Raw genomic sequence first — 14,627 nt, 5'->3', positions numbered from 1 at the left:
CGGCCTACGCAGGATGCCCCAACCGGAAGGGGTGTACGCCTGTGCCGGCACTCGTGCTCGTTGGCGCTCAGTGGGGGGACGAGGGCAAGGGGAAGGCCACCGACCTCCTCGGCGGTTCCGTCGACTACGTCGTCCGCTACCAGGGCGGCAACAACGCCGGTCACACGGTGGTCATCGGCGACCAGAAGTACGCCCTGCACCTGCTCCCTTCCGGCATCCTCAGCCCTAACGTGACGCCGGTGATCGGCAACGGCGTCGTCATCGACCCGGGCGTGCTGCTGTCCGAGCTGAGCGGTCTCAACGACCGCGGCATCGACACCTCCAAGCTGCTGATCTCGGGCAACGCCCACCTGATCACGCCGTACCACCGCACCCTGGACAAGGTCACCGAGCGCTTCCTCGGCAAGCGCCGGATCGGCACCACCGGCCGCGGCATCGGCCCGACCTACGCGGACAAGATCAACCGCGTCGGCATCCGGGTCCAGGACCTGTTCGACGAGTCGATCCTGCGCCAGAAGATCGAGGCGGCGCTGCACGACAAGAACCAGATCCTGGTCAAGCTGTACAACCGCCGCGCCATCCCGGCCGAGCTGGTCGTCGAGGAGTACCTCGGCTACGCGGAGAAGATCAAGCCCTTCCTCGCCGACACCACCCTCGTCCTGGACCAGGCGCTGAAGGCGAACAAGGTGGTCCTGCTGGAGGGCGGCCAGGGCACCCTGCTCGACGTCGACCACGGCACGTACCCCTTCGTGACCTCGTCGAACCCGACCTCGGGCGGCGCCTGCACCGGCGCCGGCATCGGCCCGACCAAGATCGACCGGGTCATCGGCATCCTCAAGGCCTACACCACCCGCGTCGGCTCCGGCCCGTTCCCGACCGAGCTGCTGGACGAGGACGGCGAGGCGCTGCGCCGCATCGGCGGCGAGCGCGGTGTCACCACCGGCCGCGACCGTCGCTGCGGCTGGTTCGACGCCGTCATCGCGCGCTACGCGACCCGGGTCAACGGCCTCACCGACTTCTTCCTCACCAAGCTCGACGTGCTCACCGGCTGGGAGCAGATCCCGGTCTGCGTCGCCTACGAGGTCGACGGCAAGCGCGTCGAGGAGCTCCCCTACAACCAGTCCGACTTCCACCACGCCAAGCCGATCTACGAGACGCTGCCGGGCTGGACCGAGGACATCAGCAAGGCGAAGACCTTCGCCGAGCTGCCGAAGAACGCGCAGGCGTACGTGAAGGCGCTGGAGGAGATGTCCGGCGCCCCGATCTCCGCCATCGGCGTCGGCCCGGGCCGCGACGAGACGATCCAGATCAACTCGTTCATCTGAGCGCCGTGACCGTCTGAGGGCCCTGCGGGATGCGTCCCGCAGGGCCCTTCGGCTTGGACCGACCGGCACATGGTGGGCGTCGCGGCGCCGCCCACCACGTGCCGGTCGGCCTCACCCCGAACATTTTGCACTAGTGCAGATACCCATTGCATCTAGTGCAGTGCGGCGCTACTTTCGGATCATGACCGCGCAGTTGCCCACGCCCGTCACCCTGACCGGCCGCCACGTCCGCCTGGAGCCCCTGGGGCGCCACCACCTCCCCGACCTGTGGGCCACCGTCGGCCCCGACCCGGACGTCTGGCGGTGGATCCCCTTCCAGCCGCCGACCACCGAGGAGGAACTCGGCGCGATCCTCGACGTCCGCCTCGCGGAGGTGGCGGCCGGGGAGGCCGTGAAGTTCGCCGCCGTCGACTTCCGGACGGGGAAGGCCGTCGGCATCACCGGCTACTACGCGTTCAGCGAGGTCGACGAGCTGCTGGAGATCGGCGGCACCTGGTACGCCCGGTCCGCGTGGCGGACGGCGATCAACACCGAGTCCAAGCTGCTGCTGCTCACCCACGCCTACGAGGACCTGGGCATGGGCCGGGTGTTCTGGAAGACCGACGCCCTCAACGACCGCTCCCGCAACGCCATCCTGCGGCTCGGCGCCCAGTACGAGGGGATCCACCGCCGGGAGAAGCTGCGCGCCAACGGCGTCTGGCGGGACACCGCGTACTTCTCGATGCTCGCCGACGAGTGGCCGGCCGCCAAGGCCCGCCTCACCGGCCGTCTTTCGCGCGGCTGATGCCCCCGGTGCGCCCCCGGTCCGTGGCGGAGGCCCCGCGACGGGGTGGCCATCGGGTAACCATGGGGAAGTTCCACCGTCCACCAGCATCCGAGTCGTCCGTAGGAGCCAAGATGAGCGACTGGCAGCGGCCATCCCTGGCCGGCGAGGCCGACGAGTGCCTCGAAATCCGGACCGTCGACGGCATCGTCGAGATCCGCGAGACCGCCACCGCCGAGGTCGTCGTCCGCACCACCCCGCAGAAGTGGGAGGCGTTCCTCCAAGGCGTCCAGGCCGGCGAATTCGACCACTTCATCGCCGACGAAGCCTGACGATCCGTTCCGGCGGTCCCTTCTGCCACGGGGGGCCGCCGGCCGGAGCGGGCTTCTCCCGCGATCCGGGGCTCAGACCGACCGGTCTCAGTTGTCGGCGTTTCCGGGCGATCGCACCACGGCGGACGGCCGGACGTTCCGGGCGGGCCGGGGAATGGCACGCCGGCCGGGAAAAGGGCCTGCCTTGTCCTTGCCGACGGGCGAATTCCGCCCGGCGAACTCGGATTTCGGCGAACGGGGTTCGCGGGGTTGGGCGTTGACGAGCCAGACCAGCCAGCCGACGAATAGGACGGCGAGCAGGAGGGCGGACAAACCGGCGACGAGCAGGGCGTTCACCGGGCTACGGGAATGCGGCGGGGAGGGGTGAGAAGCAGCGGAAGCGGCATGACAGTCTCCGGTCGGTGATGTCGAGCGTGCCGACCATGCATCTGGTGTGTATTTACGGCTGATTGGCGGCTGTTCAGACGACAACAAGTCAGTGACTGACGCGGCAACGACCATAGGCCCGGGGTGCAAGACTTGCTACCGAGCAAGAGAACGTTCACTCCATCGTGGGGTATCAGCCATTTCAGTAGCTAGGGCCGGGTAAGCACGGCACACTTCACCGGAAGCATCGACCGAAGCCCGCCATCCGGAGAAGAGAGTCATGCCACCCCGCTTGTCGCCGACCGTGCGCCAGCAGCGCCTTGGCATCGAGCTGCGCAAGATGCGCGAACGCGTGGGCGTGACGCCCAAGAACCTGGCCGCCACCCTGGGCACCGACCTGCCCAAGATCTCGCAGATGGAGAACGGGAAGTCCGGCATCAGCGCCGAACGGCTCCGGCTCTGGGCCCGTACCTGCGGCTGTGCGGACGGCCCCTATCTCGACGCGCTGCTCGCGATGACCCAGGACCGGCGGAAGTACTGGTGGGACGGCTACCGCGGGCGGATCCCGAGCGGGATCATCGACGTCGCGGAGATGGAGCACCACGCCGAATCGCTGGCGATCCTGCACACCACCTTCATCCCCGGGCTGCTGCAGACCCCGGCGTACGCCTCGGCGGTGTTCGCCCGGCTGCGGCCGCCGCTGCCCCGGGAGGACGCGGACGCGCGGACGGCGTTCCGGATTCAGCGCCAGCGGATCTTCACCGAGCGCCCGAAGCCGTACACGGCTTTCATCCACGAATCCGCGCTGCGCATGCAGTTCGGCGGGCCGGTGGTGCTGCGCGAGCAGTTGCTCGGCGTGCTGGAGGATTCCGAGCGGCCCGGAGTGGAGATCCGGACCATCCCGTTCAGCGTGGACACCTATCCGGGCTCCGGGGAGAGCCTGTATCTCGCCCGCGGGCCGGTTCCGGAGCTCGACACCGTCCAGGTCGATCTCTCCCAGGGGCCGAAGTTCGTGCACGCCGAGGACGAATTGCAGACGTACCGCCGGATCAAGGAGGAGACCGCGACGATCGCGCTCGACCCGGACGAGTCCCGGGACTTCATCCGGGCCTTACTGAAAGACTTCGCATGAGCGACTGGCAGAAGTCGTCGTCGAGCGGCGAGAGCAACGAGTGCGTCGAGATCCGGACCGCCGACGGCCTGGTGGAGATCCGGGAGTCGGACCGCGCCGAGGTCGTCGTCCGGACCACGCCGCGCAAGTGGGCCGCGTTCGTCCGCGGGGTGAAGGCCGGGGAGTTCGACCGGTACGGCGACTTCGGCACCGTCTGACCGGCACCGCCCGACCGGCGACGGCAGCCGTCACGGCGGCGGTAGGCTTGGCAACCCACAGTGGACCCCTGCGCCTGGCACAGCACTCCGGGTGGGGTGCGCGTGCGGGAGAAATCGGAGCATCCGAGGATGGCTCGGCACCTGATCACCAGCGCCCTTCCGTACATCAACGGGATCAAGCACCTGGGCAACATGGTCGGGTCGATGCTCCCGGCGGACGTCTACTCCCGCTATCTGCGCCAGCGCGGCCACGAGGTGCTGTACATCTGCGCGACCGACGAGCACGGCACGCCCGCCGAACTCGCCGCGCAGGAGGCCGGGCTGCCGGTCGCCGAGTTCTGCGCCCAGGCGCACGACGCGCAGAAGGCGGTCTACGATGGCTTCGGGCTGTCCTTCGACCACTTCGGCCGCAGCTCCTCGCCGCAGAACCGGGAGATCACCCAGGAGATCGCCCGCGAACTGCAGCGCAACGGCTTCATCGAGGAGCGCTCGGTCCGCCAGGTGTACTCCAACGCCGACGGCCGCTTCCTGCCGGACCGCTACATCGTCGGCACCTGCCCGCACTGCGGCTACGACAAGGCGCGCGGCGACCAGTGCGAGAACTGCACCCGGGTCCTGGACCCGACCGACCTGCTGGAGCCGCGCTCGGCGATCAGCGGCAGCTCCGACCTGGAGGTCCGGGAGACCAGGCACCTGTTCCTGCTCCAGTCGAGGCTGACCGAGGAGGTGGAGGGGTGGATCTCCGCCAACGGCGACCAGTGGCCGGTGCTGGCCTCCTCGATCGCCCGCAAGTGGCTCACCGAGGGCCTGCAGGACCGCTCGATCACCCGTGACCTGGAGTGGGGCGTCCCGGTGCCGGCCGACGTCTGGCCGGAGCTGGCGGCCGAGGGCAAGGTGTTCTACGTCTGGTTCGACGCCCCGATCGAGTACATCGGCGCCACCAAGGAGTGGGCGGACGCGGCCCCGGCCGGGCAGCTGCGGGACTGGAAGTCCTGGTGGTACGAGGCCGACGAGACCGTCCGGTACACCGAGTTCATGGCCAAGGACAACGTCCCGTTCCACACCGTGATGTTCCCGGCGACGATCCTCGGCTCGCGCCGCCCGTGGAAGACGGTCGACTACGTCAAGGCCTTCAACTGGCTGACGTACTACGGCGGGAAGTTCTCCACCAGCCAGAAGCGCGGCATCTTCACCGACGTCGCCCTGGAACTGCTGCCGGCCGACTACTGGCGCTACTTCCTGATGGCGCACGCCCCCGAGTCGGACGACTCCAGCTTCACCTGGGACCTCTTCGCCTCCGTGGTCAACAAGGACCTCGCCGACACCCTCGGCAACTTCGTCAACCGGGTGCTGTCCTTCAGCCGCAAGCGCTTCGGCGACGCCGTCCCGGGCGGCCACGCGCCCGGCGAGGCGGAGCAGCGCCTCGGCGAGCAGGTCGTCGGACTGCTGGCCGAGTACGAGGCCCAGCTGGACGCTCTCAACTTCCGCAAGGCGGCGCAGGCCCTGCGCGCGCTGTGGAGCGCGGGCAACGCGTACCTGGACGAGAAGGCGCCGTGGCTCCAGGTGAAGACCGACCCGGACGCCGCGGCGCTGACCCTGCGCACGGCGATGAACCTGATCCAGCTGTACGCGGTGGTCTCCGAGCCGTTCATCCCGACCGCGGCGGCGGCCATGCGAGGCGCGTTCGCCCTGGCCGAGGACGCTCCGGCGGCCGCCCGCTCCTGGGTGAGCCCGGAGGACGCGCGGGCGCTGGACCTGGTGCCGGCCGGGACGGCGTTCACGGTGCCGCCGGTGCTGTTCGCCAAGATCACCGACGAGGACCTGGCCGCCTGGACCACCCGCTTCGGCGGCCAGGAGGGCTGAGGCCCGTCCGCACGCCCCGGAGGGCCCCGACCGCGGGAACGGTCGGGGCCCTCGAGCGTGCGGTGGCCTCACGGCCCGGGCATCCGCTGCTCGCCGAGGCCTTGCTGGAGGGCCCGTCGCCGGTAGGGCCGTCGCCTCGCCGGTAGGGCCGTCGCCGAACCCTCGCCGGTACGCTTCCAGCCATGGATGCCGACCTGGTCACCGACCTGCGGGCGATCGCCAACCCGACGCGCCGGCAACTGCTGGCCTGGTTGCGCGACCCCGAACGCCACTTCCCGCTGGAGGACGCGATCGCCGACCCGCACAAGGTCGGCGTCCGCGTCAGCCACATCCAGGCCAAGGCCGGCCTCGCCCGGTCCACCGTCTCCGCCTACCTCGCCGACCTCCAGCGGGCCGGCCTCGTCCGCGCCACCCGCATCGGCAAGTGGACCCACTACCGCCGCGACGAGGTCCGCATGGCCGACCTCATCACCACCCTCGGCCACATCCTGTAGCCGCCCGGGCCCAGCGCTTGCCCCGCCCGGGCGGCGTCGCCCGGGGGTGGGGTGGGCGCGGTCAGGCCTTGCGGGCGGTGTGGACGGTCATGGCCGCAAGGTAGAAGGCGTCCGGGCGGTGCAGGATGCCGGTCGGGGCGTCCTCGGCGAGCAGGGCGTCGAGGGTCCTGCTGTCCTCGGGGTCGAGGTGGTCGGTGAGCTGGTCGCGCAGGCGGGCGAGCTGGGTGTGGAGGCGCTCGCGGGCGGGGCGGGCGAGCGGGGCCGGGTGGTCGATCAGGAAGGTGCGGGTGCCGCTGGGGGTCAGACCGGCGCGGCCGAGCATGGCCGGCCAGTCCTCCACCTCCTCGGTGGCGCCGGGCAGTTCGGCACGCATGGTGCTGAAGCCGTCCTCGTGCGCCGCGTCGATCCGGGCCTGGAAGCCGGGCCGGCCGAGGCCGAAGTCGCGCGGCAGGTAACGCAGCGGCAGGCCTCGTTCGGCGACGGCCAGCAGACCGCCGGGCCGCAGCGTCGCGGCGAGGGAGGTCAGTGCGGCCTGCTGGTCGCCGAGGTGGTGGATCGCGTTGCCGGACCAGATCAGGTCGGCCTCCCCGAGCTTGCCGAACTCGGCGGGCAGGTCGGCCTGTTGGACGCTCAGGCGGCCGCCGGAGCGGGTCCGGGCGCGGTCCAGCAGGGCGGCCGACTGGTCGACGGCGACCGTCTCGGCCTCCGGGAAGACGTCCGCGAGCAGTCCGGCGATCACCCCGGGACCGCTGCCGACGTCGAGTACCCGCCGCACCTCCCCGGCCGCGCCGTGCAGCGACCGCAGCCACTGCGCGGCCCCGGTCACGGCGCAGGCGCGCAGTTCGGCCTCCTGCTCCAGGTCGGCGGCGAGGGCGTCCCAGTCGAAGTCGGCGGCGGGGACGTGCCCGTGGTGGTGGTGCCCGGACTGGTGCCCCTGCCCGTGCCGGTGCTGGTGTTCGGACATGACGGTCCTCTCCGATCGTGGATGGCGCAAGGGTGGTCGCCCATGGCGCCCACCTCCACGGCCAGGCTGCGACCGGACCCGCCACATCGGCAAGCTTTGTTGCCGGTTCCGCAAACGCGCACCGCGCAGCGCCCGTCCCCGGCCGCCCGCGGGCCTTGCCCTAGAGCACACTCCAAGCCCTAGCCTCTGAGCCACCACCGACCCACCACCAGGGGAGCTGCACCATGCGCTACCGCGTCCTCGGCGGCACCGGCATCGAAGTGAGCGCCTACTGCCTCGGCACGATGATGCTCGGCTCCATCGGCAACCCCGACCACGACGACTGCGCCCGGATCATCAACACCGCCCTCGACCGGGGCATCAACTTCGTGGACACCGCCGACATGTACTCGGCCGGCGAGTCCGAGGAGATCGTCGGCAAGACCCTGGCCGCCCGCGGTGACCGCGACGAGATCGTGCTGGCCAGCAAGGCGCACTTCCCGATGGGCGAGGGCCGGGGCCGGGGCGGCAACTCGCGGCGCTGGATCGTCCGGGCGGTCGAGGACAGCCTGCGCCGGCTGCGCACCGACCGGATCGACCTGTACCAGATCCACCGGCCGGACCACACCACCGACGTCGAGGAGACCCTGTCCGTCCTCGGCGACCTCGTCCGGGCCGGCAAGATCCGCGCCTTCGGCTGCTCCACCTTCCCCGCCGAGCAGATCGTCGACGCGTACCACGTCGCCGAGCGCCGCGCCCTGCCGCGCTTCCGCACCGAGCAACCGCCGTACTCGCTGCTCGCCCGCGGCGTGGAGCGCGACGTGCTGCCCGTCGTCCAGCGGCTCGGCATGGGCGCGCTGACCTGGGGCCCGCTCGCCTCCGGCTTCCTCACCGGCCGTTACCGCAAGGACCGCCCGGCCGACCTGACCACCGGCCGCCCCGTCATCACCCCGGGCCGGTTCGACCCGGCGCTGCCCACCACGGCGGCCAAGCTGGAGGCCGTCGAGGCCTTCACCGCCCTCGCCGAGGACCTCGGCCGCACCCTCCCCGAACTGGCCGTGGCCTTCCCGCTGGCCCACCCCGCCGTCACCTCGGTGATCCTCGGCCCGCGCACCCACGACCAGTTGGAGGCGGCCCTCAAGGGCGCCGACCTGGTCCTCGACGACGCCGTCCTCGACCGCATCGACGCCATCGTCCCGCCCGGCACCAACGTCTACCACCCCGACGGCGTCTGGCAGCCCCCGTCCGTCACCACCCCCGCGCTCCGCCGCCGCCCCGCCGCGGACCGATCGGCGGGGTAGCCGGCAACCGACGAACCGGGGCCCCTTCACTCCCTCGGTGCGGCGAAGCAGTGGACCACGACCGTGCGGTCCGTGGCCCACTGCTGTTCGCCGCTGCCGAGCCGGGTCCAGCCGAGGCGCCGGTAGAAGGCGGTCGCCGGGGTGTCGGTCGCGAGGACGTCCAGGACGGGGTGGAGGCCGAGCGCCCGCGCGTGCGCCACGGCGGCCGCCATCAGCCGTGCGCCGATCCGGTGGCCGCGGGCCGTGGGGGCGACGTAGAGCCGGCCGATCACGGCGGTGAGCTCCGGTCGGCCGCCGGTGCGGCGGCTCCACAAGCCGGGGGCGACGTCGCCGGGGGCGCTGCGGGAGAGGCCGACGTGGCCGGCCGGGTGGCCGTCCAGTTCGGCGACCCAGGCGGCGAGCAGGCCGTCGGGGGTGAGCCAGGCGGCGGGCCGGTCTGGCCAGTCGGCGGGGTAGCCGTCGGTGGTGTGGACGTCGCCGAGCACCCGGACGCAGTCGGCGAGGTCGGTGCCGCGGCGCCGTCGAACGGACACCCCGACCCCGGCCTGCCGTGAGCCGGACGCGACGACGTTGGCGCGTTCTTCAAGGTCAGCCATGCCGGTACGTTACCGGCCGGGCCTCACCGCCGCAGCAGGTCGACGACCCCGGTCAGGTCCTCCTCGCCGCCGCCGGCCTCCAGCCGACGCTCCATCAGCCGTAAGTACGGAGCCAGGAGTTCCGCGCTCACCCCCTGCTCCTCGGCCGTGCGCAGCAGCGTGCCCTGGCCCGCGACCTGCATCGCCAGGGTCGAGACCACGCCCCCGGTGTAGTCGCCGCTCTCCAGCTGCTCCGCGGTACTGGCGATCGACCCGGACATCGCGGTGATCCAACTCCCCAGCAGCGGCGCCAGCTCGCCCGGTGCGACGGGCTCCTCGCGGATCAGCGCGAAGGCGTGCGCCACGCCGGCGAACATGCCGTACATCGCACTGAGCAGCGCCACGTCGTGCAGGGCCGCGAAGCCCGCGTCGGCGCCGACGTACCGGGCGCCGGCCGGGGCTCCGAGGGCCGCCCGGTGCTCCTCGAACAGCGCCGCCGAGCCGCTGTAGAACACGTACGGCCCGGCCGCCGGGACGCCGATCATCGGCGGGACGGCCATGATCCCGCCGTCCAGGTAGCGGGCGCCGCGTCGCTCGGCCCAGGCGGCGCGGGCGCGGGCCTCGCCGGGGGTGCTGGTGACCAGGTTGACGAGGTCCTTGTCGGCGAGGTCGGCGCCGGCCAGCGCCTCGTCGACGGAGGCGTCGTCGAGCAGGCAGACGACCACCAACCGGCTCGCCGCGACGGCCTCGGCCGGGGTGGCGGCGACGGCGGCGCCCGCGGGGGCGAGTGCCCCGGCGCGGGCCGCGGTGCGGTTCCAGACGGTCAGCGGGTGCCCGGCGGCGAGCCAGGCCCGGGCCAGCGCGGTGCCCATCGCGCCGAGGCCGAGCAGGGTGACGGGGGTCTTGGGGGAGTCCTCAACGGTGTTCTGTGCCATGCCGATCAGCCTCCGCGCCGACCCGACAGGTGATCAAGTACGCACTTCGAAGTGGGTGGTTACCCTGAGGTGAGCATCGAGGCCCGGAGGGCCAAAAGACGCTCAGAAGGTCGGAGGGGTGGTGGACATGGCGACCGTGCCGAGGCCGGGGGCGTACGTCTGCGGGATCGACGCCGCGATGGACGTCATCGGCGGCAAGTGGAAAGTGCTGATCCTGTGGGCGCTGGGCGAGCGCCCGAGCTGCCGGTTCGGGGAGCTGCGCCGGCTGGTACCGGGGATCACCGAGAAGGTGCTGGCCGCGCATCTGCGCGAGCTGGAGGCGGACGGCATCGTGCACCGGGAGGCGTACGACGAAGTGCCGCCCCGGGTGGAGTACGCGCTGACCGAAGCCGGGGCACGGCTCAACGCCGCGCTGGCCCCGCTGGGCGCGTGGGGCCGCGAACACGTCCTCGGCGGCGCCCCGCACCCCGCCTGAGCACGGCCCTTCAGGCTGACCACGGCCCGTCAGGCGATCGCGGCCGACACCACCGCCGCGACCGCGATGTTGCAGCTGGCCGAAACCCAGACCGCGGGGTGCGGCTCCGGCTCGACCAGGATCGCGCCGAGCTTGCCGGGCGTCAGCAGGTCCACCGCCCAGAAGGCGACGGTCATCAGCACCAGCCCGAGCAGGCCGTAACAGGCGGTCGAGACCAGGCCCTTGGCGAAGTCCGCGTAGGTGTACATGATCGCGGTGAAGACGATGCCGCCGATGCCGAGCAGCGCGGAGCTGAGCAGCACGGCGGCGTTGCGGTTGCGCTCGACCCAGATCTGGTGGCCGAGCCGCCCGGGCGTCAGCAGGTCCACCAGACCGACGCCGAGGAGCAGCAGCACCACCCCGACGGCTCCGTAGGCGGCCGCCGCGCCGAGCCCGTGCAGGATGTCGTTCATCGTGTGTTCCAGCCCCCGGTCCGCTCACCGACCCCCCTGCCGACCTGGTCAAGGGTTGGCAAAAGATACCCCACGCGGGTGGGCGGCCAGCCGGGGATCCGGAAACCCGCGACGGTCAGCGGTCCTCCTCCACCAGGTGATCGACGCAGGCGGCGATGGCGAGCAGCAGGCCGGTGTCGGCGCCGTCGGCGATCTCCACTCCGTAGGTGTCCCGGATCCGGAACCACTTGCGGGAGATCCGGGCGAGGTCGTCGCCGTGGTGGTTCTCGATCCGGTAGTCCTTGTCGAGCAGGTTCCCGTGGATCTTCAGTTCGCCGCCGGAGGCCAGCTCCACCAGGTACTTGTCGCGGAACGGGGTGAACAGCTTCTCCCGGACGGTCGCGATCACCTCGCCGTCGGCGTCCTCGATCTTCATCGCGTCGCGGACGGTGAACGCCTTCTCCTTCACCACCGCGACCACCCGCCCGTGCGCGTCCTTCAGTTCGAAGGTGTGCCGCAGCCGCAGCACCTTGCCGTCCACCAGGTACGCCTTGTGGCCCCGGTCGTCCTCGATCCAGTAGTCGTCTCCGACCGCGAACAGCTTCTCCCTGACCAGGTACCGCACAGCGGCCTCCTCCGTGTCGACGTCCCCCCATTCGACCCGATCCCCCCGCCCGCCGGGAAGCACCGCCGCGCACGGGCGTTCAATACCGGCATGAGCCCCGACCCCGCCGCCCCGCTGCGCAGCGAGCGCCTCGACCTCCTCCCGATCGGCCCCGAGCACGCCGAGGAGATGGCCGCCGCCCTCGCCGACCCCGCCCTGCACGCCTTCACCGGCGGCCGCCCGGCCACCGCCGAGGAACTGCGCGCCCGCTACGCCCGGCTCGCCGCCGGCTCCCCCGACCCCGCCGAGACCTGGGGCAACTGGGCGCTACGGCTGCGCTCCGACGGCCGCCTCACCGGCTACGTCCAGACCACCGTCCACCCCGACGCCGCCGAACTCGCCTGGGTGGTCGGCACCCCCTGGCAGGGCCGTGGCCTGGCCACCGAGGCCGCCCGCGCCCTGCTCGCCCACCTCACCGTCGCCGGCGTCACGACCGTCACCGCCCACATCCACCCCGACCACCACGCCTCCGCCGCCATCGCCCGCGCCCTCGGCCTCACCCCCACCGACGAGCAGCAGGACGGCGAAACCCGCTGGCAGGCGGGGCTCCCCCGGCCGTAGGGCCCCTCACTCCTTCCCGGGAGCCGGGTGGGGGTTGATGGCCTGCCCCTCGACGGGCTGCCCCCAGTCGTCGTCGCCGACGGCCCCCACGCAGTACCCCGAGCCCTCCACCCACCCCCCGGCGTCCTGGCACTGCTCCGCGGTGACGTCACGCGGGCCAGACCAGGCCACCGCCGTGGCGGTGGCCGCACCGGTGGCGAGCAGAACGGCGGCCGCGACCGTCAGGGCCGATCGGAGAACAGATGAGGTGACCATGCGGACAACGACAGCACGGACCCGAGGCCCCGCCCCCACCGACACGCCCGCCCACTCCCTCCACCCACCCCGCCAGGAATGCCGCCCGCCCTCGATGGGGTTGGATACGGGCATGGCATCTCGTGCACGTGTACGCGCCCCCGAGCTGGTCGGGGCAGGCGGTTGGCTGAACACCGGTGGCAAGGAGCTGGCACTCGCCGACTTCCGGGGCAAGATCACCATCCTGGACTTCTGGAAGTCCTACACAATGTAGGGATCTCCAGAGGGGGCGTACGTGCACCACCACACCCTGTGTGACCTGTACCTTCGGCTGTCCTTGGACCGGGACGGCAAGACGGCGATCGAACGGCAGGAAGCCGACTGCCGTGCGTGGGCCGAGCGCAATGGACTGACGGTCCGCAAGGTCCACATCGACCGGGGGCGCTCCGGCTTCAAGGACGTTGAGCGCAAGGGGTTCGACTCTGCCCTTGCCTCCGTGACTGCGGGCGTCGTCGGGACGCTGATCGTGTGGAAGCTGGACCGGCTGTCCCGGAAGGGCATCGGGCAGGTCGGCAAGGTCCTGGACGACATCGAGAGGGCGGGCGGCCGTCTGGTCTCTGTCGTCGACGGCCTTGACACCTCGAACGACTCGGCCCGCATGGTCGTCGCCATGCTCGCCGAACTCGCCCGGTCCGAGTCGAAGAACCTCGGCACCCGCGTGGCCCACGCGAAGCGGCACCTGCGCCGCCAGGGCCAATGGATCGGTGGACAGCCCCCGTACGGGCTGCTGGTCGACGCCGCCACGAAGAAGCTGACGCACGACCCCGAGACGGCCGTCTACGCCCGCCTCATCGCGGATGACGCGCTGGCCGGCAAGTCCCTCGTGCAGATCGCCCGACTGCTCAACGAGTACGACATCCCCTCGGCCCGGGGCGGTCAGTGGAACGCCGCGAGCATCATGAACCTGGTCAAGTCGCCTGCCTTCGCCGGTCTCATGCCCGAGACCGAAACCATCGAAGCCGAGGACGGCAGCCGCAGGTTCACCAGTCGAGTCTTCCCCTACCGAGACCCCGAGACGCTGGACACAGTGAGCATCGGCGAAGGCATCATCACGGTCGGCGAGCGCGAACGGATCATCCGGCAGCTCGAATCCCGGACCCGTACCCACGCAGGCAAGCGGATGCCGAAGCCGACCGGCACGGCGCTGCTCACCAGCCTGATCTTCTGCGACGTACCCGGGTGCGGTCGCCGGATGCACAAGGTCGGCAACAGCTACCAGTGCATGGCCCGCCGAGCGGGCAACCAGTGCCCCGGCGCCAGCGCCATGGCCGACCGGGTGGACGACTACGTGTCCGAGCGCTTCCTGTCGCTGCTCCCCGCTCTGGAGTTGGACGACCCGTTGCTGGTGACGATCGCCGACCGGTGGATGAAGCGGACCGATCCCGAAACCTTCGCCAAGCGAGACGCGATCGCCTCCGAAATCACCGACCAGGAGGCCCGGTTGGCCGACCTGGAAGAAGCCCGTTACGTCCGTGGCGAGTTCGACCGCCCCGGCGCACTCGACCGCTACGACCGCCTCGCCGCCCGACTCCAGAGCCGCATCGACGGCCTACGCGCCGACCTCGCCAACATCCCACTCCCCGCAGTCGACATCACACCGCTGCTGGACGGCGAAATGCTGTATCCCGCCTGGGAGGCGTCAACGCAGGACCAGAAGCGGGACCGCCTGTCTCTGGCCATAGACGGCGTGTTCATCAGCAAGGGCGAACGTGGCAAGCGCTTCGTCCCGGAGCAGCGCGTCCGCATCGAGTGGGCAGCGATCACGGAGTAGCCGCTCTGTGTGACCCTCCCAGCCCCGTCCGGCCCGATGGTCGGGTGGGGCTTCTTCGTGCCCGCTGGCGGCCATGTGGGCGTTCGCGGTCGGCCGGCGAAGGTGACGTGGTGACGGAATGACGGGTGATCCAGGTTTTCTCTAGACCGCGTGTGTCATAGAGAAACCAGAACTGGCCGTCATTTCGTCACCACGTCACCTGTAC

General features: G+C 71.3%; 19 protein-coding genes. 12 read left to right on the top strand and 7 right to left on the bottom strand.

The window, feature by feature from the left end:
- Positions 1-41: 41 nt before the first annotated feature.
- The 3 genes from ACIO5E_RS08930 (at position 42) to ACIO5E_RS08920 (ending at position 2,420) form a co-directional block, all read left to right on the top strand.
- Positions 42-1,325, top strand: a complete 1,284-nt coding sequence (locus tag ACIO5E_RS08930; protein WP_280674037.1) for an adenylosuccinate synthase — start codon at positions 42-44, stop codon at positions 1,323-1,325.
- 181 nt (positions 1,326-1,506) lie between these two features.
- A complete protein-coding gene (locus ACIO5E_RS08925) occupies positions 1,507-2,109 on the top strand; it encodes a GNAT family N-acetyltransferase (protein ID WP_400665218.1) in 603 nt (200 codons plus the stop codon).
- A 113-nt stretch (positions 2,110-2,222) separates the two neighbouring features.
- Positions 2,223-2,420 (top strand): DUF397 domain-containing protein, encoded by a 198-nt coding sequence (locus ACIO5E_RS08920; RefSeq protein ID WP_400665215.1) that lies wholly within the window; start codon positions 2,223-2,225, stop codon positions 2,418-2,420.
- Between the two features lie 87 nt (positions 2,421-2,507).
- On the opposite strand, the gene ACIO5E_RS08915 is transcribed toward ACIO5E_RS08920, so the two are convergent.
- Entirely contained in the window at positions 2,508-2,756 is a 249-nt protein-coding gene (locus tag ACIO5E_RS08915; protein ID WP_400665212.1) for a hypothetical protein, read from the bottom strand.
- 310 nt (positions 2,757-3,066) lie between these two features.
- Between ACIO5E_RS08915 and ACIO5E_RS08910 the strand changes: the two genes are divergently transcribed.
- From ACIO5E_RS08910 to ACIO5E_RS08895, 4 genes are all read left to right on the top strand, one after another.
- Positions 3,067-3,918, top strand: coding sequence for a helix-turn-helix domain-containing protein (locus ACIO5E_RS08910; RefSeq protein ID WP_400665209.1), 852 nt, complete (start codon positions 3,067-3,069; stop codon positions 3,916-3,918).
- A complete protein-coding gene (locus ACIO5E_RS08905) occupies positions 3,915-4,115 on the top strand; it encodes a DUF397 domain-containing protein (RefSeq protein ID WP_280674032.1) in 201 nt (66 codons plus the stop codon). The genes ACIO5E_RS08910 and ACIO5E_RS08905 overlap by 4 nt, the downstream gene beginning before the upstream one ends.
- Before the next feature lie 129 nt (positions 4,116-4,244).
- On the top strand, positions 4,245-5,978 hold the full coding sequence (gene metG, locus ACIO5E_RS08900; RefSeq protein ID WP_400665205.1) for a methionine--tRNA ligase: 1,734 nt from the start codon (positions 4,245-4,247) through the stop codon (positions 5,976-5,978).
- Between the two features lie 182 nt (positions 5,979-6,160).
- On the top strand, positions 6,161-6,472 hold the full coding sequence (locus ACIO5E_RS08895; RefSeq protein WP_400665202.1) for an ArsR/SmtB family transcription factor: 312 nt from the start codon (positions 6,161-6,163) through the stop codon (positions 6,470-6,472).
- A gap of 61 nt (positions 6,473-6,533) precedes the next feature.
- On the opposite strand, the gene ACIO5E_RS08890 is transcribed toward ACIO5E_RS08895, so the two are convergent.
- The gene (locus tag ACIO5E_RS08890) at positions 6,534-7,436 is read right to left on the bottom strand and encodes a class I SAM-dependent methyltransferase (protein ID WP_400665200.1); all 903 of its coding nucleotides are present in this window, start codon (positions 7,434-7,436) and stop codon (positions 6,534-6,536) included.
- A gap of 224 nt (positions 7,437-7,660) precedes the next feature.
- On the opposite strand from ACIO5E_RS08890, the gene ACIO5E_RS08885 reads away from it, so the two are divergent.
- Positions 7,661-8,716 (top strand): aldo/keto reductase, encoded by a 1,056-nt coding sequence (locus ACIO5E_RS08885; RefSeq protein WP_400665197.1) that lies wholly within the window; start codon positions 7,661-7,663, stop codon positions 8,714-8,716.
- 26 nt (positions 8,717-8,742) lie between these two features.
- On the opposite strand, the gene ACIO5E_RS08880 is transcribed toward ACIO5E_RS08885, so the two are convergent.
- Together ACIO5E_RS08880 and ACIO5E_RS08875 are read right to left on the bottom strand one after the other, a co-directional pair.
- Positions 8,743-9,312, bottom strand: coding sequence for a GNAT family N-acetyltransferase (locus ACIO5E_RS08880; RefSeq protein WP_400665194.1), 570 nt, complete (start codon positions 9,310-9,312; stop codon positions 8,743-8,745).
- 23 nt (positions 9,313-9,335) lie between these two features.
- Positions 9,336-10,226: an NAD(P)-dependent oxidoreductase gene (locus ACIO5E_RS08875; RefSeq protein WP_400665191.1), complete on the bottom strand. Its 891-nt coding sequence runs from the start codon at positions 10,224-10,226 to the stop codon at positions 9,336-9,338.
- Positions 10,227-10,353: 127 nt separating this feature from the next.
- Between ACIO5E_RS08875 and ACIO5E_RS08870 the strand changes: the two genes are divergently transcribed.
- Entirely contained in the window at positions 10,354-10,701 is a 348-nt protein-coding gene (locus ACIO5E_RS08870; protein ID WP_400665188.1) for a winged helix-turn-helix transcriptional regulator, read from the top strand.
- Between the two features lie 29 nt (positions 10,702-10,730).
- Here the strand turns inward: ACIO5E_RS08870 and ACIO5E_RS08865 are convergent, their stop codons facing one another.
- Both ACIO5E_RS08865 and ACIO5E_RS08860 read right to left on the bottom strand, forming a co-directional pair.
- Positions 10,731-11,153, bottom strand: a complete 423-nt coding sequence (locus ACIO5E_RS08865) for a DUF350 domain-containing protein (RefSeq protein ID WP_400665185.1) — start codon at positions 11,151-11,153, stop codon at positions 10,731-10,733.
- Between the two features lie 115 nt (positions 11,154-11,268).
- Positions 11,269-11,757, bottom strand: a complete 489-nt coding sequence (locus ACIO5E_RS08860) for an LURP-one-related/scramblase family protein (RefSeq protein WP_400665182.1) — start codon at positions 11,755-11,757, stop codon at positions 11,269-11,271.
- A 90-nt stretch (positions 11,758-11,847) separates the two neighbouring features.
- Here ACIO5E_RS08860 and ACIO5E_RS08855 point away from each other — a divergent pair, with 90 nt between their 5' ends.
- Positions 11,848-12,357: a GNAT family N-acetyltransferase gene (locus tag ACIO5E_RS08855; protein ID WP_400665179.1), complete on the top strand. Its 510-nt coding sequence runs from the start codon at positions 11,848-11,850 to the stop codon at positions 12,355-12,357.
- Positions 12,358-12,363: 6 nt separating this feature from the next.
- Here the strand turns inward: ACIO5E_RS08855 and ACIO5E_RS08850 are convergent, their stop codons facing one another.
- Positions 12,364-12,612 (bottom strand): hypothetical protein, encoded by a 249-nt coding sequence (locus tag ACIO5E_RS08850; RefSeq protein WP_400665176.1) that lies wholly within the window; start codon positions 12,610-12,612, stop codon positions 12,364-12,366.
- 112 nt (positions 12,613-12,724) lie between these two features.
- Here ACIO5E_RS08850 and ACIO5E_RS08845 point away from each other — a divergent pair, with 112 nt between their 5' ends.
- Positions 12,725-12,865: a hypothetical protein gene (locus ACIO5E_RS08845; protein WP_400665173.1), complete on the top strand. Its 141-nt coding sequence runs from the start codon at positions 12,725-12,727 to the stop codon at positions 12,863-12,865.
- 21 nt (positions 12,866-12,886) lie between these two features.
- Entirely contained in the window at positions 12,887-14,422 is a 1,536-nt protein-coding gene (locus tag ACIO5E_RS08840) for a recombinase family protein (protein WP_400665170.1), read from the top strand.
- The last annotated feature ends 205 nt before the right edge of the window (positions 14,423-14,627 follow it).

Source organism: Kitasatospora sp. NPDC087314, assembly GCF_044744365.1.
Taxonomy (GTDB): domain Bacteria; phylum Actinomycetota; class Actinomycetes; order Streptomycetales; family Streptomycetaceae; genus Kitasatospora.
Note: the sequence above shows the minus strand (reverse complement) of the source record. Positions and strands in the feature narration are given on the sequence as shown.